Genomic DNA, 23,666 nt, shown 5'->3' on the forward strand with positions numbered 1-23,666 from the left:
TGGTATTTAATGATTATAAATTATTTCTGGTAAACTAAAGTGTTCGTGCTTATGCGTTGGCATTATTTCTTCAGTATTTTTGTTTTCTAAAACTTGTTTTAGTGTTGTTGCAATTTCATAAGCTAATAAAGGCGGTACTGCATTGCCTATTTGTTGATACTGGCTTAATCCTTTTTCCCAACTCATTTTTGTTCGCATGCCTTCAAATACAAAATCATCAGGAAAAGATTGCAATCTAGCGCCTTCTCTAGCAGTAAAATTTCGGTCTAATTTTGGGTGAATAAAATTACTTTGAAATGATGCCGCAATGGTTGGTGCAGGTTTATCACCGTGCAATCGTTGATTATTCTGACTAAATTTTACAGTCGATTTTTTAGAAGGATTTCCTCTTTGAACCGACCCATGAGTTTCCCAAACATCTAATAAACCTTGGCCGTTTTTAATGGCTTTAAAGCGATCTATGACTCTTTGTGTGTGCCTCATGGCAATATGATTTTTTACACTTTTAGAGTTTTTTCTCATAAACTCTTGATATGCATTTTGTGCTTTTCTGGTGTATTTTTGTGTTTCTGATCCTTGTGCTGCGTGTATAGTAGGCAAATCTGAAATTGCTTCGTTTACAGTAACACCTTGCTCGTATTTTTTTACAGGAAATTCAGGAGTTAATCCTAAATCTTTCCGAATGCCGATTACAATTACGCGCTGTCTTGCCTGCGGAACGCCATAATCAGATGCTTTTAAAACTTGATACTTTACTTCGTAACCAAATTTGCCCGCATTTTCAAACTCATCAACAATTTGTTTAATGACTTCTCCTGATTTCATAGAGAGTAATCCTTTTACGTTTTCCATAACAAATGATTTCGGGTTGTACCAATCAATCACTTTTACGAACTCGTAAAACAATTTATTTCTAGGATCATCAGAGACCGTATTTCTTCTTTTATTAGCTAAACTAAAACCTTGACAGGGCGGTCCACCAATAACAACATCTATTTCTTGGTGAATCTGTTTATCAAAATCTTCTTTTTTTATAGAAGCTAAATCGCCACAAATAAATGGAGTTTCAGGAAAGTTTGTAGCGAATGTCTTTTCACAATTTTCATCAATATCAGATGCTAAAACTGCGCTAAAACCTGCCCATTTAAAACCTAAAGAAACACCACCACAACCAGAAAATAAATCTATCGTATTCAATTTTTACTATTTATATTTTAAGGTTTCTAATTTAAAATTCAAAATTCAAAATTTAGAAATTAGAAATTTAGAATAGAAATTGGTTACACCAATTCTTGTTCTTGCTTAATCCAATCGTACCCTCTTGCTTCTAATTCTAAAGCTAAAGAAGCATCACCTGTTTTTACAATTTTACCATTGTATAAAACGTGTACAAAATCAGGAACTATATATTCTAACAAACGTTGATAATGCGTAATTACAATAACAGCATTGTCTTTAGATTTTAATTTATTCACGCCATTGGCAACAATACGCAACGCATCAATATCTAAACCAGAATCTGTTTCATCTAAAATTGCTAATTTTGGCTCTAACATTGCCATTTGAAAAATTTCGTTACGTTTCTTTTCTCCCCCAGAAAAACCTTCGTTTAAAGAACGAGATAAAAACTTACGGTCTATTTCTAACAATTCAGATTTTTCACGAATCATCTTTAACATGTCTTTTGCAGGCATGTCTTCTAAACCTTTTGCTTTACGAGTTTCGTTAATAGCGGTTTTTATAAAGTTGGTTACAGAAACTCCAGGAATTTCTACAGGATATTGAAATGATAAGAATACACCGTTGTGCGCTCTTTCTTCAGGAGCTAATTCGCTAATATCCTCACCATTTAATTCTATAATTCCGTCGGTTATTTCGTATTCATCTTTACCAGCAATAATGTTGGCTAAAGTACTTTTTCCTGCACCGTTGGGGCCCATGATTGCATGAACTTCTCCGGCTTTAACCTCTAAATTTAAACCTTTTAAAATTGTCTTACCTTCTATCGAGGCGTGTAAATTGTTAACTTTTAACATGATATAAATATCTTAAATTTTTAATAATTTCTCTAATTTTTCAAATGCTTTTGGAGAATGTTGAATAATCACTTCTGCATTTTTTTCTTTTGCAAAAGCTTCAAACAACTCCATACTATGTAAGGTTGCCTCTGCATCGTAATTAAAAGAAGGAACTCTTTTATGAGTTCTATTCTCTTCAAAGTGATATAAGTCTCCTGTTAATAAAACTGGTTTTTCTAAACCTTCAACTTCAACATATAAAACTTGATGTCCTATGGTATGACCTGGCATGTATTTGATAACAACTGTTCCGTCTCCAAAAACATCATGATCTCCCGTTATTTTTTCTACTTTTCGAAGTGCTGCTACCGCAGGATTTTTTACTTCTGTAGAATCGCCAGCAACCGAATTATATTCATTTTCTTGAACAATCCAAGTAGCATTTTTCATATAATTTGCGTGTCCTGTATGATCAAAATGTGAATGAGACATGGCAAAGTATTTAAAATCATCAATTTCAAAACCAATCGATTTTAATTGATTTACCAATGAATCTGGTCTTTGTATTCTGTAAACACCACTTGGCTCGTCATAAGGCTCTGGCATAACCAATTGCTCTGGTAAACCAGCATCCCACATTAAGTTTCCTTTTGGATGAGCAATTACATAATACGCATCTGCAAACTGTTTTGTTTGTCCTGTATAGGTTGTATCTTGTGAAAAAACTTCTAGTTTTTTTACAAAAATAGAACCACCTGACAATTGATACAACTTAACGGCGGGCTTCTTAACTGCTTCAGCCTTTTTTTCTGAATTTTTACAACTTACAATACTAATTGTAAGAAATAAGAATAACATTTTTTTCATTTTAATTGCGTGTGTAGTATGCTGCAAGATTCATTGAAATCTTACAGCATAAAAACGATTATCCTACAGAACCTTCTAAACTAATTTCCAATAATTTTTGTGCTTCTACAGCAAATTCCATTGGTAATTTATTTAGTACCTCTTTACTAAATCCGTTTACAATTAAAGCGATTGCTTTTTCTGTATCGATTCCACGCTGATTGCAATAAAACAATTGCTCTTCACCAATTTTACTTGTTGTAGCTTCATGTTCTACTTGCGCCGTTTTATTTTTAACCTCTATATAAGGAAACGTGTGTGCACCGCAAGCATTGCCCATCAATAGCGAATCACATTGAGAAAAATTACGAGCATTTTCTGCTCTCGCATTTATTTGTACCAAACCTCTATACGAGTTTTGTGAATTACCTGCAGAGATACCTTTAGATATAATGGTCGATTTGGTGTTTTTACCCAAATGAATCATTTTAGTTCCTGTATCTGCTTGTTGATGGTTATTTGTAACTGCGATTGAATAAAACTCTCCAACAGAATTATTTCCTTTTAAAATACAACTTGGGTACTTCCATGTAATGGCAGAACCTGTTTCTACTTGCGTCCAAGAAATTTTTGCATTGGTTTCACATAAACCTCTTTTGGTTACAAAATTGTAAACACCACCTTTTCCTTCTTTATTACCAGGATACCAGTTTTGTACTGTAGAATATTTAATTTCTGCATCATCCATGGCAATTAATTCTACAACGGCAGCATGTAATTGATTTTCATCTCTACTTGGTGCTGTACAACCTTCTAAATAAGAAACAAAACTACCTTTGTCTGCAACAACTAGTGTTCTTTCAAACTGTCCTGTTCCGCCTTCATTGATTCTAAAATAGGTAGATAGCTCCATTGGACATCTTACACCTTTAGGAATGTAGCAGAAAGATCCGTCAGAAAAAACTGCCGAATTTAATGCGGCATAAAAGTTATCTGAAGTAGGTACAACCGTTCCTAAATATTTTCTCACCAATTCTGGATGTTCTTGAATTGCTTCAGAAATTGGCATAAAAATAATTCCTTTTTCACCTAGCGTTTTCTTAAAAGTAGTAGCCACGGAAACAGAATCTATTACGATATCTACAGCAACATTCGCTAATTTTTTTTGCTCATCTAAAGAAATTCCTAAACGCTTAAAAGTATCTAGTAATTCTGGATCTACCTCATCTAAAGAATTTAGTTTCGGTTTTGCTTTTGGAGCTGAATAATAGGCGATTTCTTGAAATTTTGGTTTTTCATAACGAACATTTGCCCATTCTGGTTCTTTCATTTTCTCCCAAACTCGGTATGCCTCTAAACGCCATTCGGTCATCCATTCTGGCTCATTTTTCTTTTTAGAAATTGCACGAACTACATCTTCGCTTAAACCTTTTGCAAAGGTTTCACTTTCTATATCTGTGTAAAAACCATACGCGTACTCTTTGGTTTTTAACTCTTGCTCTAAATCGTCTTCTGTATACTTACTCATAATTTTTCATTTTTTTCTCCTTTCCCTTAAGTAGGTTGGGATGGGCTATTTTTTAGAGTGAGAATGATTCCCCACAACCACAAGTTCTATTCGCATTCGGATTGTTGAATACAAAACCTTTTCCGTTTAAACCTCCTGAATATTCTAGTGTAGTACCTATTAAATATAAGAAACTTTTTTTGTCTACAATAATTTTTACATTATTTTCTTCAAAAAGCTTATCGTTTTCGGCTTGTTTTTTGTCAAAAGTTAAATCATAAGATAAACCCGAACAACCACCACTTTTTACACCAACTCTTACAAAATCGGTTGTAGCATCAAAGCCGTCGTCAGTCATTAGTTCTACGACCTTCTTCTTTGCTGTGTCTGAAACTTTTATCATAATTTTAAATAGATTAAATCTAAATTGTGCACAAATATACAATATAAGTGGAACAAAAAAGTTAAATTTTCATTAACAACGCCAATAAAACTATTGGTTTTATTGATTATTCTTGGAAGGCAGTATTGGCTTTAAAATCGAGGTCTGAAAGAGAAAGTAAGAAGGCTTTTAAATCGTTTTTTTCTTTTGGAGTTAAGTTTACACCACCTTTATTTACTCTTTTCATTAACGGGTCTACGGTTGGTGATGGTTGTAAACCTTCTGAATAATGATTGATTACTTCTTCTAAAGTTGTAAATCTGCCATCGTGCATATAAGGCGCGGTAAAGGCTAAATTTCTAATAGACGGCGATTTAAATTTTCCGTTATCTGCGGGGTCTCCAGTTACAGCACCCAAACCTAAATCAGTAAAAGTACGATCTAAACCATTGTTATGAAATTGATTATCTGTCCATAACGGATTGTTATTACTACCATGGCAATGAAAACAATCTCCTTTTGCTTCGTCCATAAAAATTGCAAATCCGTTTTCTTCTGCTGCAGATAAAGATACTTCTCCGTTTAAATATTGATCAAATTTAGAATTGCCAGAAATAAGGGTTCTTTCAAATTGGGCAATTGCTTTGGTGACCAAAGTTGAGTCTATAGTTGATGAGCCAAATGCTCGTAAAAATAAAGTAGGGTATTGAGAATGCTGCTGTAATTTTTGAGTAACATCTAGCCAATCAGCATGCAATTCAGCAGGATTTGAAACCGGTTCTAAAGCTTGTTCTTCTAAACTAAAATCTTTGCCGTCCCAATTAAAACGTTCATCAAAATTCCAAGCTAAATTGAATAATGGCATTGAATTTCTATTTCCAGAGTTACCATCAATTCCGTTACTAAATTGTTGATTGTCTGTAAAAGCATTTTTAGGATTATGACAACTTGCACAAGATTGCGTTTCATCACCAGAGAGAATTTTATCAAAAAATAATTTTTTACCTAAAGCAACGCCTTCTTCTGTAAGTGGATTGTCTGCAGGAATTATAGGCATAATTAATTTGTCAGCAAAAAGTACAGGTACTTTTAAAGCGTACGGAATTGGCGTGTACATTTCTTCTTTCGATGCGCATTGCATCAGAAGTAAAAAGGAGAGAAGAAATAGATATTGTTTTGTCATCTTAACTTTAAAAGGTTTTGTACATTTTTTATTCCTCAAAATCGCAGGAGGTAAAAATGGAGCTATATTTTTAATTTCCATAATGTCAATTCGAGTGAAATTCTTTTTTCAAGAATTTTGTATCGAGAAGTTTTACTTTGAAGAGATTCTAAACTCATAGAATGTTTGTAAAGTTTTCAAGACTGAATCAGCTTCATCATAAATTCTAGCAAAATTTAATCTTACTGCGTTACTTCACCCAAAGAAAAAACAGTTTTTCCATTTGCGCTCATCATTTTTTGAGCTTCGAAATTTGGCATTAAAACGGTGTTTAGTTCATTTAAATTCCAAGTATTTGGGTTTTTAAACCATTCAGCTATGTTCACTTTAATTTCTACAATGGTGTTATTGTTGATTTTTATATCGCCTAAATCTACCTCAAAAGAAGTATCTTGTAGTGCCAAATTATCAGGATTTGTTCTATTTACCGCTCTAATTACGTGATAATTAAAATTTGCATCTTGGTTGTTGTTATCTTTGTATTTGCCATCAAATTGCATATAATGATAGCCGCCGCCTAACATTTGTGGTACATTAAAAGAAACAGAATTTAAATCTTGATAAATGCCGTCTAAATTATCTGTATCATTAAAACCAAAAGTAAATTTTAAGTCTGATGTTCCTCTTTGTAAATCTGTAATGGTTATTTCGGTGCCAGAAGTATCTTTAAGATTTATTAAAAAATAATTTTTACTATCAATTATATTGATGTTGGAAATAAGATATCTAAACCTTTCAATACTAACTTTTTCTCCGTTGGCATTGGTGAATTTTAAATCATTAAAATCTTGATTTGTAACTGGAGTTCCATTCCAATTGTGCGTAAATTTAAGCGTTACCATTCCGTTTTCTTCCTCGTTATCACACGATGAAAAAGCGATTGTCATCAAAAAAAACAAAATTATTTTTTTCATTTTTTATTTTATTTTTATAATCAATGCGTCAGAAAACCCTTTGTTTTCAGGAATATCTCCATTAGCACTAATGCTTTCTCCAACAGCGATAATCGATTGATTGTTTACTTGTACTGCATCAAATAGTACATCGTTTTCTGAACCTCCTATAAATTTTTGCCAAACGGTATTTCCATTCGTATCAACTTTTAAGACCCAAGCATCATTTTGACCGTTGTTTGTAAAACCTGCATCTGAACTTCTAGAATTACCTGCAATAATAAAGCCATGATCATCTGTTTTAGAAATGGAACGTGCTACATCAAAACTAGTCGCACCGATTGTTTTTTCCCAGATTAAATTTCCATCCGAAGCTATTTTAAGCATCCATAAATCTGCACCACCATTATTATTACTAACGTCTTTATCTGAACTTCTGGTATCGCCAACAATTAAAAAATTGCCGTCATTAGTTTTAGTGATTGCTCTTGCCTCATCAATTTCTGAACCTCCAAAACTTTTCTCCCAAATTAAATTTCCATCCGAAGCAATCTTTAAAATCCAGAAATCATAGCTTCCTTTATTGTTAGAAATATTAAAATCTTCGCTGTCTGAAGAAGCGGCAATTATATAACTGTTATCTTCTGTTTCTTCAATGCCAAAAGGGCTGTCTGTAAAAGAGCCTCCATAATATTGGCTCCATTCTGTATCTCCAAAATTATTCAATTTTAGAACCCAAATATCGCCACCTGCGTGTTTTTGAGCACTTTTAGAATTTCCTTGTCCGTTAGAAGCCGTAACATCTAAAACGCCTGTTACTACATAACCATTATCTTGGGTTTGTAGCAACGCAATGCCAGTATCTGCACCAGCATAGCCAAAAGTTTTTTGCCACAAAATAGTGCCCATACCGCTAATTTTCAGAATCCAAAAATCTTGAGCGCCAGCATTTGTGGTGAGGTTGTTGTTAGCACTTTTACTATAACCCAAAAGTGCAAAACCGCCATCACTGGTTGCAATAATATCTGCACCTCTATCATCATCAGAGCCTCCGTACGTTTTAGACCAAAGTACGGCGTCATCAGAAGAAAATTTCATCACCCAAAAATCGAAACTTTCATCGGTTTTGGTGGTGATATCAAAATTATTACTTTGCGTGTAGCCTAGCGTTGCGTAACCACCATCTGAAGTTTTTACAATAGATTGCAACACATCATTTTTAGAACCCCCAAACGTTTTAATAAATTCTATTTGATTAGAATTTGTTGTTGGGTTTTCTGGTCGATCATCTTTTGAGCAATGAATACATAGAAAGAGTATTGCGATGTAGCAAATTTTCTTCATGGATATGTTTAAATTGCTATTCAGACTTTTTGATTAAAAATAATCCTTTTTCAATATCACTGATCACAATCACACCACTCTCAAAATAAGGATATACATTCCAAGCGCCATTAAAACTTGCAGTGTTTTTTTCTGGATGCGTATCAAAAAAACCGACTTCTGTCATATTTTTATTTGCGATATCAGAAACATCAATCATTCTAACTCCTGCTGTGTAATTTGCTTGATAGTAGATATTATCTTTTACATACCCATTATGATCTATGGCTTCGGTAGTTCCGAAATATTGGAAATGAAGTTTAGGATTGTCTAAATCTATAAAATCGAAAATGATGCTTCTTGTTCTGCCTCCCAAACGAAGTTCATCTAGCTCATCTCCTAAAATAAAATAATTAAAATCTTCTGTAAACCATCCTTGGTGCGTGTACTCTACATTTGAGTAACTGATTGCCGATAGTTGTATTGGGTTGCTTTTGTCTGAAATATCTACAATAACAACTTCTGTTTCATTGCTACCAATTAAAATTTCTTTGCCAGCATGTTCAGTATCGGGACCCGCATAGGTAACCACTTGAGCATCGTGTGCGTAATTGGTAAAACCACCTTCATTTCTGGGTTTTATAGGGTCTTGAATATTAATAAATAGCGGCCCCCCTTTATACGTGCCATTTCTACTCGTGCCAACAGGATATGCGTACCCATTTTGTTCATTAATTACAATATTATGAGCGCTTCCGAAAAAATTAAATGTAAAGTCTGAAGAAAAAATTTGTGGAGGATTTACCACCTCTCTTAATTTTGTTAAATCGAATATTTGCATGCCATGATTTGCAGCTTCGCTTACTACGTAAGCATGGTTATTGTATACTTTTACATCTCTCCAATCGCTATTTACTGTTTCGGTAGGGATAAAACCAAGCACAACAGGTTTTGTAGGATCGCTAATATCTACCATTGATAAACCCGAGTTTAAACCAATTAAAGCATATTCTTTATTTGTGGTTGTATCGGTCCATCCCCAAGAATCGTTGCCAGTTAAATTAGCAGGAGTCGTATTTGAAAGGTCTAAATCGGTTAATGATATGTTTGCTAATAAATCATATCCATCACAAGGATATCCGTCTGCCATACCATCAACACATTTTCCGACCGTAGTTTCAGGTGCAACTGGATTTTCGGTTTCAATTGGTGAAGTTTCAATTTCGGTTTTAGAACAACTTATTGCCAGAAAGACGAGTAAAAAAAGAGTTTTTTTAATCATTTAATTTTTAAGGATTAGATAATAATAATTAGTTAGAAACGAATTGATGCTATTTTAAAAATAACAGCCATAAATATACCATAAATAATAGATATAATTAGAATCCTTAAAAAATCTCTCTAAAGTAGTTCTCACAATTTTTATATTGTGCCTATCTTTGTGCTATGTTAGAAGATAAAAATCAAAATAAAACATCCTTGGCTGAATTAGGCGAGTTTGGTTTAATCAATCATATTACAAAATATTTTAAAGTTGCAAATTCGTCTACTGTAAAAGCCGTGGGTGATGATGCCGCTGTTTTAGATGCCTCTGAAAAGCAAACTTTAGTAACTACAGATTTGTTGATAGAAGGTGTGCATTTCGATTTAAGTTATATGCCATTAAAACATTTAGGGTATAAAGCGGTCATGGTAAATTTATCTGATGTGTATGCAATGAATGGTGTTGCAGAACAAATTACCGTTTCAATTGCGGTTTCTAACCGTTTTCCGTTAGAAGCAATTGAAGAATTGTATGCAGGTATTCAGTTGGCTTGTGAGAGTTATAACGTAGATTTAGTTGGAGGGGATACAACCTCTTCTACCAAAGGAATTTTAATTTCTGTAACAGCAATTGGTAAAGCGAACAAAGAAGATGTTGTGTATAGAAATACCGCAAAAGAAACCGATTTAATCGTGGTTTCTGGTGATTTAGGTGCGGCTTATTTAGGACTGCAAGTATTAGAAAGAGAAAAACAAGTTTTTAAAGTAGACCCAAACAATCAGCCAGATTTAGATAATTATACCTATTTAATTGAACGTCAATTAAAACCCGAAGCACGCAAAGATGTAGCAGGTTTATTAAAAGAAATGGAGATAAAGCCAACGTCTATGATTGATATTTCTGACGGATTATCTTCAGAGCTTTTTCATATTTGTACACAAAGTAACGTAGGTTGCAAAGTCTATGAAGATAAATTGCCTCTAGATCCGCAAGTAATTTCTGCCTGTGAAGAATTTGAGCTAGATTCTACTATGGTAGCTTTAAGCGGAGGTGAAGATTATGAATTACTTTTTACAGTGCCAATTGCCGATTTTGATAAGATAAAAGGAAATCCGCATTTTTCTATTATTGGTCATATTACTGCTAAAAGCCAAGGTTTACAATTAGTTACAAGAGCTAGCCAAGAAATTGAATTGAAAGCGCAAGGTTGGAATTCTTTGAATAATGATGAAAAATAATAAATTGTTTTAGGCAGAAGAAGTATATCCCCCGATGAAATCATTAAAATTAATTCTTTCTGATTTAAAATATTTTTCGCCTTCTTGGGTTTTTGCCTGCGTAAATATTTTAACAGGAACTTGGATACTTTATTTACCATTCATCAAACAGAAATTTGATTTAAATGACGCGCAAATAGGGTTTGCATTGTTTTTTACGGCTTTAGGGTTGTTAATCTCTATTCCGTTTGTGCCGTATCTTAATAAAAAAATAGGGGTTGGACGTTCTACCAAAACAGGGATTATCGCTTTAGCCCTATTATTTAACCTTCCTTTAATAGTGCCGACCTACATATCGTTATGTATTTGTTTATTAATTATGGGCGTTTTTTCTGGTTTTACAGGTATTTCTATGAATGCTTTAGTTGCTACGATTGAAAAAAAAGAAAATCAGAATTTTATGTCGGCAACGCATGGTTTTTTTAGTTTGGGTGGTTTCATTGGCGCGGGTGTTGGTAGTTTGTTGATGAGTCAGTTTTCTAATCCTTCATTTCACATGTTGGGAATTTCTATTTTTATCATTTTAACATCGGTTGTACTTGCTAAAAATTATGAAAACATAAAAAATATTCCTGTTCAAGAATCAATAGAAAAAGTTGCTGTGTACCGCTATTTAAAACCTTTGTTGGTGCTTTCTATTATTGCCTTTATTATTATGTTTAATGAAGGAGCTGTGGAACATTGGAGCAACTTATTCCTTTTTGATGTTGTACAAGTTTCTGAAAGTAAAGCGGGTCTTGGTTTTATCATTTTCTCCTTAACAATGACCATCGGCAGATTTCTTGGAGATGGTGTTAGCCAAAAAATAGGCGCTATAAAAACGATTGTTTTTGGATCTGTAGTTGCTTTTATTGCCTACATGCTTATTATCACCGCTAATTTATATATTAGTGTTTTAGGTTTTGGACTTTTAGGCTTTGGTTTGTCTGTAATTATTCCTGAAATTTATAGATTAGCAGGTAAAACTGAAGAAATCGATACTTCTTTGGCAATTTCTTTTGTTTCTGGATTCGGATTTGTTGGCTTTTTGATTGGTCCTGTTTTATTAGGCGCAATCTCTAATTGGAGTACTTTAACTACAAGTTATCTTTTTTTAGCAGCACTGTTAGTTATTTCTTTTTTCTTGGCACTGTTTGGATTAAAAAGAAAGGGGTAATTTTTGATATTGATACCCTAAAAGAGAACTTAAAATCTTTCAATTTTTGAATGGGGTAAAAAAAGATGAAGGTTTTTTGAATGTTTCGTTTCATTTTTGATTGTTCGAGGGGCTACTTTGGCAAGCAAACCAATACAGTAATTAATGTCTCCAGTTTTAGTGGTTCGCTTTTTGTTTAATCGATAGAATTCCCCGACGCTCTGCATCGGTGGTCAAGAGGAAAGTTTGAAAACCTGGGTTTTTCCGCTTGATACCTCGATGGCTCTGCCTCGAGGTTGTTCATTCAATGGGTAATTCGGTTTTATTACTGTTAGGATTTCTTATTCTAATAGATTGCCAACTTCGATTGGTTGCATTTCTCCAAAGCCATTCTAGGGGTCCAAATTTAAAGTTACTGAACCACCATTTGCTGAACACTATTTGTATCAGAAAGAATAGCATTCCAAGTCCTAATGCGCCGGTTCCTGAAAGTTTTAGTAACAATCCTAATCCGTAACCGTAAAAGATGAAAATGCCAAAAAAAGACTGTAGAACATAGGTTGTAAGCCCCATTTTACCAACAGGAATTAATTGTTTTACAATATTTTTAGTGAGTTTTGCTTTATAACAGAGAAGCACTAAACCAATATAAAGTATGGGTATAAAAATATTGGATGCATCTTTTGCAATGGAACCGATATATTTAGCGACTTCTGAATTGGAAGGTGTGGACAAAGAGTAATTAAGTAATAACGATAGCGTTCCGATCAAAAAGGAAGCACCAATGAGTTTTGCAAGTGGAATTTCATCTAGGTTTTCGTGCCATTTTTTTCTACCGATCCATAGACCCAAAAGGAATAGACCAGGTATTACCCAAAGCCTACCACTAAATTTTAGATAATTGTATTTATTTAAGAACCCTGTAGTACTATTCGAAACAAGTAATTTTTTGTATTCACCGTTAAGTATCAAATCATAATAGCTAATCGCCATTTCTACAGGGTTTGGGCTCGTTGAGATTTGCAAGCTTTCTAGAACTGGAGGTTGAATTAATGCGATGGTTTTGATTAAAACCGTGGGGATATTAAAGGCAAAGAATAACCCAATAATTAAGATGAATTTCGTGGGCACTTTTCTAAATAGAATGAGAGCTAATCCGAATACCGCATAAACCGTTAAAAAATCTCCGCGGTAATGTATATGATGAATACAACCAATCAGGAAAAGAAGTACTAAACGCCAAGCAAACTTTAGCGGGCTTGCCTCATTTTTTTTGTCTAATATCAAATAGAAACTTAAACCAAAAAGCATCGAGAAAATTGCATAGAATTTCCCAACAAAGAGATTTTGAATAACCGTTTTAGAAAAGGTATCGATGGGAAGTAAAATATTAAATCCGGTGTATTGAGGTGGAGTCAAACTCGCCAAATAACCTTCAAACATATGGGTCATAATAATGCCGAATAATGCAAAACCCCTTAAAGCATCTATTTCTTCAATCCTTTTCATCAAATGAATTTGGTATTTAATATCCTTTTTTTTTTTTGTACTTTTGGCAATGATTATTAAATTAACAGTTGCTTTTTATTTCGTAAATAAAAGTAGCTTAAAATTATAATTTTAAGCTACGCTGTCTTTATCGCTTTAAAAATTAATCATCAATAGATTGTCCTACTAATATTGGAAATTTCCAACCTGTTTCATCTGATTTAATCTTTTGTGTTTGTTTTAAAAGAATTCCGATGATCTGTTCTTTAGGGTCTGCAAAATACTGTGTATTAAAATAACCGCCCCAACTAAAAGAACCTAAACTTCCACTTCCACCAGAATCTTCTCCATTTTGATTTTGAACCCTAAATGCCAATCCGTAATAAGCGCCATTATCTTTTCCCCATAAATCACTTATATGGTTGGCCAATATTACATTAACAGTGGTTCGGCTTAATAATCTTTTACCATTCAATTCACCTTTGTTAAGGTACATTTGCAAGAACTTTGCATAATCTAAAGCCGTGCTACTTAAGCCAGCACCACCAGAGAAAAATTGCTTTTCTCCTTTAATAGGATATTGAGGATCATAAAAAGTAGTAGGATAATTAATCCATTGTTCGTCTTTTTTTGTTTGTACGGATACTAATCTGGCTGCTTTCGATTCAGGTAAATAAAACCAGGTATCATCCATTTCTAAAGGATCAAAAATGCGAGTACGCAAGAAAACATCAAAAGGGATTCCAGAAATAACTTCGATGAAATAGCCAAGCACATCATAACTTTCTGAATAGGTAAAAGCTTTACCTGGATTATGATGAAGCGGAAGTGTTGCCAGTTTCTTAATATTTTGACCAATCGTGATTTTTTTTGTTGTGAATAAATCAACAATACCTGCTTCCTTGTAAATTTCTTTTATTCTTGGATCGCTATCAAGCTCGCCGTAACCGATACCAGAAGTATGGGTTAATAAATGGCGAATTGTAATTTCATTTTTAGCCGGAGTTGTTAAATACGTTCCGTCTGATAAAAGTGAATCAAGTATTTGAGGGTTTTTAAATTCTGGGATGTATTTAGAAATTGGATCATCGAGTCTGAATTTACCTTCTTCCCAGAGCATCATAACGGCAGTTGCGGTAATGGCTTTAGATTGGGAAGCCAGCCGAAAAATGTCATCTTTTAAAAGCTTCTTTTTAGTGATTGCATCTGAAGTTCCAAAAGATTTGTGGTAAATAATTTTACCATTTCTAGCAACCAAAGCAACCAATCCAGGCAAGTTACCTTCTCGAATTGCTGTGATGCACATCGAATCAATTCTTGCGAGTCTTTTATCAGAAATACCCACGTCTGCAGCTTTTCCTTCCGTAAGAATCGGTGAAATTTGGTTCGAGGCAGTTTGCGCTATTAATAAAAAAGAATTGAAAAATAAGTAAATAGATAAAAATATATGGAAGTTTTTCATAAAGTTTTGTTTAGTAATTTAAAGTTTTATCCAACGTTTATATTGATGTTTAATGTTTTAATATTTGATATCAAAATAGCAATCAAGTTCGCTTTTTTGGGAGAAAGCCAAACTAACGCTTTTTTGGGTACTCCTTATTGTTGATAAAGAGACTGTTTTTTGCGTCTAATTTTCAATTTCTTGATGAATCCTTACAATTGTTGCTTCTACATTTTTTAATATTTCAGTTAGTTGATCTTTCAGTAGAATATGATTGAAAGACGCTAATGTAAAACCATTTTTTATGGCTCTATTTTTCAAGGCAACAGCAACATCTTCTTCAGATAATTCTATTTTTATATTCGGGTTCGACCAAACTTTAATTCCGTCTCCATAATCTATAATTTCAGCGAAGTGATGGTAGAGATAAGTTGTATAATCGTCATATAAATGATTTCTTTCAGTAAATAGTACTTCATAAGAAGCATCAATGTCTAGAAGTGTGTTTCTAATGGCAGCATTTTTAATGATGGATGTGTTTCCTGAGTTGACTAATTCTTTAAAGGCAATATTTCTTGGGTGATATACTTCCCAATAAAGTACATTGGTCCAATGAAAATAATAATCTGATAGTTTTTTTATTTTAACACCTTCGTAATAGCTCACCATTTGTTTTGCTGAAGTCGCTTTGCTTATTCTGGTGTCAATAATTTTGGTCAACCCTAGCTTATCCTTTTCTAAATCTTGCAATATATTTTTTAGAATTATAAGTTCTTGCTGTTTGTTTTTTTTGTTTTCATTCCAGTTATTAATTTGCAATGCAATCAAAATTCCAACCACTACAAGAATAATTTCACCCGTTGCATATAAAAGGTATTTACTAAACTTATTTTCCGTTAGCATTTTTTGTCTAATTTTTCTAAAAAATTTTATCATTGTTTTGTGAGGTTCTTACTCTTTTGTTAACTTTTCAGTAGCAATTAATAAGCAATTGTTTTGTTTTGTACAATCCAATTTTCTACAGTTGGCCATATTTCTTTTTTAGAATTTTGAGATTTTAAAATTCTACTATGATTGTAGTTTTCTAAATTTCCGTTTTCTTGTGAGTAGAAAAGCAGTTTATTTTTTTTATTTTTAAAGGCATTTAGAAATTTTTCACAGGCTTCTTTTGGCGCTATAAAAGTATCTCCTTTTGCACAAATTGAGATGATAGGAACTGTAACGGTGTTCATTTTTTTTAGATAGTCAAAATTATTTTCGCCTATAAAATTTTTCTTTAAATTCCAGTTATACCATTGTTTCATAGTGTAATAGCGCTCGCTGTGTTCTGTAGAGCCAACCGTTTTAGCAGGCGCTTTGCCTAATAATGCGGTTAGGTATTTGCTGGCTATTATCTTTATTCTGCTACTAAATTTTTCTCCGGCGGCAAATGCTTGTGAGCCAAATAAGGTTATGCTGTTAATTTTTGAATTATAGCAAGGATTGTTAATTAAGAACATGGTTAATATAATGCCACCACCACTATGTGTAATACAATCTATACTTTTTAAATTTTGTTGGTAGAATAGAAAATTAAAGGTTGCTTTTAGATCAAATTTTGCAATGGTTTCGAGATTAAATTTTTGAGTGCTTTTTGAACTTTCACCATGGTTTCTCCATTCCATTATCCAACAGGTAAATCCTTTTTTTGTTAAATAAGATGCAATACCATCGAGTATCTTTCTATTAGAAAATGCTCCATGCGTTAAGAAAATGTGTTTTCCAGTTATCGTTTCTGAATTCAATTTCCAAAGAGCAATACTTTCGTTATCGGCTGTTTTTATATGGTAAAGTTGTTCTTTCATTAATTTAGGTTTAAATTTTTATCAACCTGTTAGTTTTGAAAAGAATGTTTTAAATACTAATTTTTGACTTTTAGTCCTCACGTTAAATCAAATTGAAAATCAGTGTTTTACAACATGCAATGAAACGAAGTTAGCGTTTTTTAAGCAAGTAGCGTTTATGAATACTCCTTCTTCGCTCTTCATCATTGCCAAAACCTCTTTGTTTTCCTGTTTATTTCCAAAATTATAAGAAATTGAAATTCTAAAGTTTATAGTGCTTTCATTTTGTCTGTAAATTTGCGCTATTCCGTTTACCGTAGCGTTATATGCTGCGGCTAATTGTAATTTTCTAACAATAATGTATGATATTGATTCCTTTCATCATTTTCAGTAATAAAATAATATGCCGAAATTATGCCACTAAAACGATTTAAGAACAACCTTTGAAAAGTTTGGTTATAGGTATTAAAAATTTTTAGTTTTTAGTTTTCATCAACCAAAAAAAGTTAGGAATAAAAATAGTAATATTTATTAGGCAAGGTAAAAGTGAATTAAATATTTCTTTTTTGGCTGAAAATTGAGGTAAAGGATAGCTAAAATATAGCGGAAAAGTAGCGGTTTTTTTTAAACTTGAAGTTCGAATATGAAGCATTGCTATGGCAAGCGGAAATTGAATAAAAGGATGGAAAAAACGCTGATATTTACTACCGTAACGATGAGGAATGCCACAAGTAGCCTGTTGCTTAAATTGTTATCTGTTTTAACGGTTAAGAGAAAACTAGAAAAAAATAAAAAGAGTAGCACGATTATAAAATCGAATACGCCAACTATAACAAAATTATGTATCTGTTAATAAAAAATAGATAAAAATAGTATTTTATTTTTAAAACGAGTATTGGTAAAAGCAACGTAATTTATAAAAATAATATAGAAAAATGATGTAAGGTAAAACTAGTTTTTTATGAAGTACTAGAATCAACTAACGAATCATTGCTTGCATTAGGTTCAATATTTTTTTCGTATTTATTATGAATTGAAATAATGGCTAACCCAAATAGAACCGCAACAACAATTAAAATAGTGCTAATTAATCCGCTCACCCCAAAAGACATTCGTATTAAAATGGTTGAAATTATAAACCCAGAGTTTCTCATAATTTTATGAAACTGGCTTGTATAAAAAAACGAAATTAATAGTAAGACAACATCCACTAGAATTAGTACAGTAAAAAATTGATCGAAAAAGAGGTTGTTGATATTTTCAAATGTTGGTAAGGTGCTTAACGACACGAAAGTTCCGGCAGACCAATCGATTAAGGTGTATGAGGCGATTACAAAAAATAATGGCACTAAAATAATAGCAATTAATTTTTTTCTTTCTACAAACCTTTGAATAGTAGCATTGCTTTTTATTTGATGAATTATTTTTCGCTTTCCTTGTTTTTGAAAGAGAAATATTAGGTAAAAGAGTAAAAGAGAAGCAATCAAATCATAGGTAAATTGTAAATCACCTTTTATTTCAAACCAATTGGTGGTAAGCTCTAAATCTGACAAATCTTTAAATAATTTACGAATAATGATCAATGTGATAATTTCGTATTGTTTAGTGATGTAGGTGGTAAAAGATTTGGGTAAATAGTAGATTAACAAATAAACCTCATAAATAAGAATAAAAGAAAAAGGTGTATAAACTGCGGATATGGGGTTGTTAAATAACGATGAATTTTGCAGAATATCTAAAAATCCAAACTGTATACAATAGATAATTCCCAAATGAATAAAAAAACTGAAGATCGCTATTTTAAGAATTATTTTTTCAGTTTTCTCACGAGTTTTTTCCGACAAAAGCTTTTCAAAAATAACTAATACTAATTCCTTTTTTTTAATCATATCAAAGTATTTTTAAAATATAATTTTTGTTTAGCTAACTATACAATTAGGCTAAACAAACTTACTTCTTTTTTTTTGATAGCACTAAGTTTTACAATTTTTTATAAAACTTTTTAAAACACTAATGAGCTGGACGCTGTTTTCGATGTAACTCATATGACCGCCAGGTAAAATTATAATTTCTGAATTTGTATCCTCGGCTTCTAGTATGGAAACTCGATAATTTAAAACAGGATCTTTTTTGCCAACTATGATTAATTTTTTAAAAGTGTTGTTAGCTAATATATGATTTCTGTTTGGGCGCAATCTCATGCCTTCTTGTGCTGCAATATATCCTTGAATAGGAGTTTGTAATGCTTCTTGTAAAGCTTGATCAATTTCAGTTTTAAAAACTGTTTTACTTTGTTCTTCAAACAAATTCATAAAAGACATTCTTACCAAATTGGCAAAGTTATTTTGTGCCATTTTAATAGCGCGTATTCTTCTGGTCTTTAGTATTTCAGAATCTTCGTTAGAGGTAGCATTTAATAAACAAAACCCTTTTATTTTAGTTGATTTTTTTTGGGCAAGTGCTAATGCAATATAGCCGCCTAAAGAATGCCCCACCAAAATATAAGTTCTAATTTTTAGATGTCTTAAAACGGCATCAATGGTTTCTGCAAAAAGTTCCATAGAATGCACATACCCCAAACAAGCTGTTTTTCCGTGGCCTAATATATCTACCGTAACCACTCTATTTTTTTTAGAAAGCTCTGGAATCATATTTTTCCACATCGTAGCATTTTCTAAAAACCCGTGAATTAAAACTACCGTTATTCCTTTTCCATGATCAGAAAAAGAAATATTTGAATTTTTAAAAGTGATTGACTTTTGCATCACACAAAAATATGTATATTTCGGCCACCAAGTGAAAGTTTACCATGAACAAAACAAAAGAAATTTGGATTGCAGGTTTTGCGCTCTTTTCACTCTTTTTCGGAGCAGGAAATTTAATTTTACCACCTACTTTAGGCTTTAATTCTGGGCCAGATTGGTGGATTGTTGTTTTGGGTTTTATTATTACGGCAATCGCAATTCCTATTTTGGCAATTTTTGCACACGCAAAATTACAAGGAACTTTATATGATTTTGGCAAGAAAGTTTCTCCTGTCTTCAGCACTATTTTTTGTTTCTTAATTTATATAATTGCAGTGGCTATTCCATCGCCTAGAACAGCTGCAGTAACTCATGAAATTGCCGTCGAACCTTTTTTTGATACCGCACCTATTTTAACAAGTATTTTTTATTTTGTTTTAGTCTTTATTTTTGCTGTAAATAGGTCTCGAATTATTAGTCTAATTGGCCAGTTTTTAACCCCAATCATTGTAATTATTTTACTCATAATTATCGGAATTGCATTTTTTACAGCGCCAGGAAGTGTAACCCCGTCTTCATTTAAAAACCCTTTTATAGATGGGGTTTTAGAAGGGTATCAAACTTTTGATGCCATTGCAGGTGTTGTCGTTGGCGCCGTTATTATTATTTCTTTAGATTATAGTAGCCACACAACTTTTGAGGCAAAAAGAACATTGATAAGAAAAGCAGGTTTTATTGCAGGCATCGGTTTGTTCGTAATCTATGGCGGTTTAATTTTAAGCGGTTCTTTATTCTCTTCAACCTTTGCAGAAAATGCTTCAAGAACTGATGTTTTATCAAGTTTAAGCACACAAACGTTGGGCAATCTTGGTACTACTTTTTTAAGTGTTTTGGTGGCTTTAGCTTGTTTTACAACTGCTGTTGGTATTGTAACAGGAACGGCAGATTATATGAAAGGTATTTGTAATAATTCTAAAAAAGTTTATATGATTACCGCAGCAGTTGCGTCTTTAATTGGTGTTATTGTAGGGAGTTATCAGGTAGATTTTATCATTACATTAGCGGTGCCAGCATTAATGTTTTTATATCCTATAACAATTGTACTAATTTTATTAAATGTTGTACCCGATAAATACGCTTCGAAACTAGTGTTTAGAGGTGTGGTCTTTGTAACTTTTGTTTTTAGTATTACAGATTTTTTAGGTTTTATTATTCCCAGAGAAAGCTTAACCGGAGTTAAAAGTATGATTCCTTTAGCAGTGCATAGTTTGGGTTGGGTATTGCCTGCTTTATTGGTTTTTGTAGTGTTGAATTTAAAAAGAGCACGTTAATCAATGAGGTTTACCATCCTTAAAATTAGTCTTATCTTTAATTTAAAACTTAAATTATTTTTCGGGTTCTATTCCAAAATAATTTGACAGGTAAAGTCGGGCTACCTAGTAAATTTTGACTATTTTAGGTTATACTTTTAATAAACCCTTTTAGTTCTATTTCTAGCGGAGAGCTATAACCTAAACTAGAATGTAATTTTTGTATTACACCAATGAATATAGTGATCAACGGACTCATATAACTGATTATAAAATCATAACTTTAGATTCATTGTCATACTTTTTTACCGTAACTCAAATATAAAATTTATATGTTCATAAAAACCGTCAAATCAAAGGCAGACACTCCACATTCTTGTGAGTTATCAGAGATAGTAATGCTACACACTATTTTTGAATAAGAAAATTGTTGCGTAATTAAAATCTAGGATTATCCTAAAGTACATGAATATGATAATTATACTGAATTGGTCTAGAAAATTTCTAGTCATGTTAAATAAAAGCTATGAATGAGAAGAAAGATTGTGAGTAAGGAATATTCTTCTTTTCTGCCACAAGATGTTTGGTTCTGTAAAATCGAAAAGAATAAATCTAATCACTAATTTTCGGTACTATTTATAACATAGTATTTAAGATATTTTTAAGGAGCAAGTTGGTTTTTTTTAGCAACTAAATAAAGAGATAAATGAATATAAAAAACTAATTAACACGAGCTTAAATGCTTTTAAAATTAAAAGTCTTATTTTTGGTATTTAAAATTTAATATAAACCTTTGTTAAACTACTATTCATATCCGCATTCAACCTCTGAAAAATGGGTAACTTTTGTGCATGGCGCAGGGGGAAGTAGTTCTATTTGGTTTAAACAAATTAGAGATTTTAAGAAACATTTTAATGTGCTAATTTTAGACTTAAGAGGTCATGGCAATAGCAAACCAAGATTAAAAGATACGTTTAACCCTAAATATACTTTTGATTCTATTACCAATGATATTGTAGAGGTTATAGAGCACTTAAAGATTGAAAAATCACATTTTATAGGGATTTCTTTAGGCACAATTTTAATACGAAATTTAGCAGAAAAAAGACCAGAATTAGTACAAAGCATGATTATGGGTGGCGCAATCATAAAATTGAATTTCCGTTCTCAGGTACTTATAAAACTAGGTGTAATTTTTAAATCTATTGTACCTTATATGTTGTTGTACAAGCTTTTCGCATTTATTATTATGCCAAAAAAGAACCATAAAAAGTCGAGGTCTTTATTTGTAAATGAAGCTAAAAAACTATATCAAAAAGAATTTATTCGTTGGTTTAAATTAACATCAGAAATCAATCCTCTTTTACGGTTTTTTAGAGCAAAAGACATCAAAATACCCACGCTGTATGTGATGGGCGCTGAAGATCATTTGTTTTTACCTTCTATAAGAAACATTGTTGCAAAGCATGTTACTTCTTCACTTTTTGTAATTGATAATTGTGGTCATGTTGTAAATGTAGAACAACCACAGACTTTTAATATCCAAACAATTCGTTTTATAAATTCGTTGAGGTAAAAAAAAAAGCGAGCATAAAGCCCGCTTTTAAAATAGTAAGATCAAAGGCTAACTTTGCATCATATCTTCAATTTCATCAGCTTCAATAGGAATATTTCCCATTAAATTAAAAGGTTCTCCTTTTTCTTGAATCACAACATCATCTTCTAAACGAATTCCGAAACCTTCTTTAGGAATGTAAATACCGGGTTCTACTGTAAAAACCATATTTGCAGTCATGGGCTCGTGTAAAAGTCCATAATCATGGGTGTCTAAACCAATATGATGGCTAGTTCCATGCATAAAGTACTTTTTATAAGCAGGCCATTTTGGGTCTTCATGCTGCACATCGGCTTTGTCTAATAAACCTAAATTTAACAATTCTGAAGTCATTAAATGACCAACTTCTTTATGATATTCTTTCCATAAAGCTCCAGGAACTAATAGTTTTGTCGCTTCTTTTTTAACATGATTTACAGCATTATAAACTTCTTTCTGTCTTTTCGTAAATTTACCAGAAACAGGAACTGTTCTCGATAAATCACTTTTATAATTTGCATATTCAGCAGCAATATCAAACAAAATTAAATCGCCGTCTTTACATTGCTGATTATTTTCTACATAATGCAACACATTTGCATTATTACCAGAAGCAATAATTGGCGTGTATGCAAATCCTTTAGACCTGTTTCTTATAAACTCATGCAATAATTCGGCTTCAATTTCATACTCCCAAACACCGGGTTTTATAAAGTCTAAAATCCTTCTAAAACCTTTTTCTGTAATATTACAGGCATGTTGCATCAAATCCAATTCTATTGGGTCTTTTACAGAACGTAAAGCTTGTAAAATAGGATTACTTTTTGCCACAGAATGCGCAGGATATTTAGCTAGCAACCATTTTGTAAAACGATTTTCGCGAGTTTCAGTTTCTAAGCTTGCTCTGTAATGTTCGTTGGTATTAATGTAAAAAGTATTGGCATATGTAGACATTTCAAACAAGATTTTTTCTAAATCTTGCAACCAATATACTGTTTTGATTCCGCTGGTTTTAAAAGCCGCTTCTTTGGTTAATTTTGCACCTTCCCAAACAGCAATATGAGCATTCGTTTCTGTTACAAACAATATTTCTCGTAAATCTTCATTGGGGCAATCTGGAAATAATAGCAATACACTTTCTTCTTGATCTACACCACTTAGATAAAAAATATCTCTGTGTTGTTCGAAAGGCATTGTACTATCTGCACTTATTGGGTACACATCATTTGAATTAAAAACAGCAATACTTTTAGGCTGCATTGCTGCGGTAAAGTTTTTACGGTTTTTAATAAAAAGTTGTGATTCTATAGCTTGGTATTTCATGCGTATTTAAATTTAGTAGCCAAAGGTAGGAATAATAAACAGCAACTTGAAATAAGATAGGTTTTGTAGTAAGTTT

The 23,666-nt window shown here is 32.4% G+C and carries 20 protein-coding genes and 1 pseudogene; 4 read left to right on the top strand and 17 right to left on the bottom strand.

Going from position 1 to position 23,666, the window contains the following annotated elements:
* Window positions 1–6 precede the first annotated feature (6 nt).
* The 9 genes from ES044_RS10450 to ES044_RS10490 all read right to left on the bottom strand — a co-directional run bounded on the left by ES044_RS10450 (window position 7) and on the right by ES044_RS10490 (window position 9,473).
* Window positions 7–1,197 (bottom strand): DNA cytosine methyltransferase, encoded by a 1,191-nt coding sequence (locus ES044_RS10450; protein ID WP_147119301.1) that lies wholly within the window; start codon window positions 1,195–1,197, stop codon window positions 7–9.
* An 83-nt stretch (window positions 1,198–1,280) separates the two neighbouring features.
* A complete protein-coding gene (gene sufC, locus ES044_RS10455) occupies window positions 1,281–2,036 on the bottom strand; it encodes a Fe-S cluster assembly ATPase SufC (protein WP_147119302.1) in 756 nt (251 codons plus the stop codon).
* Window positions 2,037–2,048: 12 nt separating this feature from the next.
* Entirely contained in the window at window positions 2,049–2,876 is an 828-nt protein-coding gene (locus tag ES044_RS10460) for an N-acyl homoserine lactonase family protein (RefSeq protein WP_223269185.1), read from the bottom strand.
* A 67-nt stretch (window positions 2,877–2,943) separates the two neighbouring features.
* Entirely contained in the window at window positions 2,944–4,392 is a 1,449-nt protein-coding gene (gene sufB, locus ES044_RS10465) for a Fe-S cluster assembly protein SufB (RefSeq protein WP_147119304.1), read from the bottom strand.
* A 52-nt stretch (window positions 4,393–4,444) separates the two neighbouring features.
* A complete protein-coding gene (locus ES044_RS10470) occupies window positions 4,445–4,774 on the bottom strand; it encodes a HesB/IscA family protein (protein ID WP_147119305.1) in 330 nt (109 codons plus the stop codon).
* Window positions 4,775–4,880: 106 nt separating this feature from the next.
* Window positions 4,881–5,936: a cytochrome-c peroxidase gene (locus ES044_RS10475; RefSeq protein WP_189663271.1), complete on the bottom strand. Its 1,056-nt coding sequence runs from the start codon at window positions 5,934–5,936 to the stop codon at window positions 4,881–4,883.
* A gap of 221 nt (window positions 5,937–6,157) precedes the next feature.
* On the bottom strand, window positions 6,158–6,889 hold the full coding sequence (locus tag ES044_RS10480; RefSeq protein WP_147119306.1) for an MbnP family protein: 732 nt from the start codon (window positions 6,887–6,889) through the stop codon (window positions 6,158–6,160).
* Between the two features lie 3 nt (window positions 6,890–6,892).
* Window positions 6,893–8,212, bottom strand: coding sequence for a hypothetical protein (locus ES044_RS10485; protein WP_147119307.1), 1,320 nt, complete (start codon window positions 8,210–8,212; stop codon window positions 6,893–6,895).
* A 16-nt stretch (window positions 8,213–8,228) separates the two neighbouring features.
* The gene (locus ES044_RS10490; RefSeq protein ID WP_147119308.1) at window positions 8,229–9,473 is read right to left on the bottom strand and encodes a choice-of-anchor B family protein; all 1,245 of its coding nucleotides are present in this window, start codon (window positions 9,471–9,473) and stop codon (window positions 8,229–8,231) included.
* A gap of 164 nt (window positions 9,474–9,637) precedes the next feature.
* On the opposite strand from ES044_RS10490, the gene thiL reads away from it, so the two are divergent.
* Window positions 9,638–10,693, top strand: coding sequence for a thiamine-phosphate kinase (thiL, locus tag ES044_RS10495; protein WP_147119309.1), 1,056 nt, complete (start codon window positions 9,638–9,640; stop codon window positions 10,691–10,693).
* A gap of 34 nt (window positions 10,694–10,727) precedes the next feature.
* Window positions 10,728–11,888: an MFS transporter gene (locus ES044_RS10500; RefSeq protein WP_147119310.1), complete on the top strand. Its 1,161-nt coding sequence runs from the start codon at window positions 10,728–10,730 to the stop codon at window positions 11,886–11,888.
* Between the two features lie 279 nt (window positions 11,889–12,167).
* Here the strand turns inward: ES044_RS10500 and ES044_RS10505 are convergent, their stop codons facing one another.
* From ES044_RS10505 to ES044_RS10530, 6 genes are all read right to left on the bottom strand, one after another.
* Window positions 12,168–13,376, bottom strand: coding sequence for a DUF418 domain-containing protein (locus ES044_RS10505; RefSeq protein ID WP_147119311.1), 1,209 nt, complete (start codon window positions 13,374–13,376; stop codon window positions 12,168–12,170).
* A gap of 142 nt (window positions 13,377–13,518) precedes the next feature.
* Window positions 13,519–14,817, bottom strand: a complete 1,299-nt coding sequence (locus tag ES044_RS10510; protein ID WP_189663272.1) for a serine hydrolase domain-containing protein — start codon at window positions 14,815–14,817, stop codon at window positions 13,519–13,521.
* Window positions 14,818–14,982: 165 nt separating this feature from the next.
* A complete protein-coding gene (locus ES044_RS10515) occupies window positions 14,983–15,732 on the bottom strand; it encodes a DUF6090 family protein (protein ID WP_147119312.1) in 750 nt (249 codons plus the stop codon).
* 44 nt (window positions 15,733–15,776) lie between these two features.
* A complete protein-coding gene (locus ES044_RS10520) occupies window positions 15,777–16,640 on the bottom strand; it encodes an alpha/beta hydrolase (RefSeq protein WP_147119313.1) in 864 nt (287 codons plus the stop codon).
* A 938-nt stretch (window positions 16,641–17,578) separates the two neighbouring features.
* On the bottom strand, window positions 17,579–18,508 hold the full coding sequence (locus ES044_RS10525) for a hypothetical protein (protein ID WP_147119314.1): 930 nt from the start codon (window positions 18,506–18,508) through the stop codon (window positions 17,579–17,581).
* Between the two features lie 84 nt (window positions 18,509–18,592).
* Complete coding sequence (locus tag ES044_RS10530; protein ID WP_147119315.1) at window positions 18,593–19,384, bottom strand: alpha/beta fold hydrolase; 792 nt, start codon at window positions 19,382–19,384, stop codon at window positions 18,593–18,595.
* Between the two features lie 44 nt (window positions 19,385–19,428).
* On the opposite strand from ES044_RS10530, the gene brnQ reads away from it, so the two are divergent.
* A complete protein-coding gene (gene brnQ, locus ES044_RS10535; protein WP_147119316.1) occupies window positions 19,429–20,694 on the top strand; it encodes a branched-chain amino acid transport system II carrier protein in 1,266 nt (421 codons plus the stop codon).
* Between the two features lie 124 nt (window positions 20,695–20,818).
* Here brnQ and ES044_RS10540 read toward each other — a convergent pair.
* A pseudogene (locus ES044_RS10540) lies at window positions 20,819–20,945 on the bottom strand (IS3 family transposase); the annotation flags it as partial.
* 521 nt (window positions 20,946–21,466) lie between these two features.
* Between ES044_RS10540 and ES044_RS10545 the strand changes: the two are divergent.
* On the top strand, window positions 21,467–22,249 hold the full coding sequence (locus ES044_RS10545; RefSeq protein ID WP_147119317.1) for an alpha/beta fold hydrolase: 783 nt from the start codon (window positions 21,467–21,469) through the stop codon (window positions 22,247–22,249).
* 48 nt (window positions 22,250–22,297) lie between these two features.
* Here ES044_RS10545 and ES044_RS10550 read toward each other — a convergent pair whose 3' ends face one another.
* Window positions 22,298–23,590 carry an aminopeptidase P family protein gene (locus ES044_RS10550; RefSeq protein WP_147119318.1) on the bottom strand — a complete coding sequence of 431 codons (1,293 nt, stop codon included), beginning with the start codon at window positions 23,588–23,590 and terminating at the stop codon, window positions 22,298–22,300.
* Window positions 23,591–23,666: the final 76 nt, after the last annotated feature.

Origin of the sequence: Polaribacter sp. IC066 (assembly GCF_007997085.1) — a bacterium.
Lineage (GTDB): Bacteria > Bacteroidota > Bacteroidia > Flavobacteriales > Flavobacteriaceae > Polaribacter.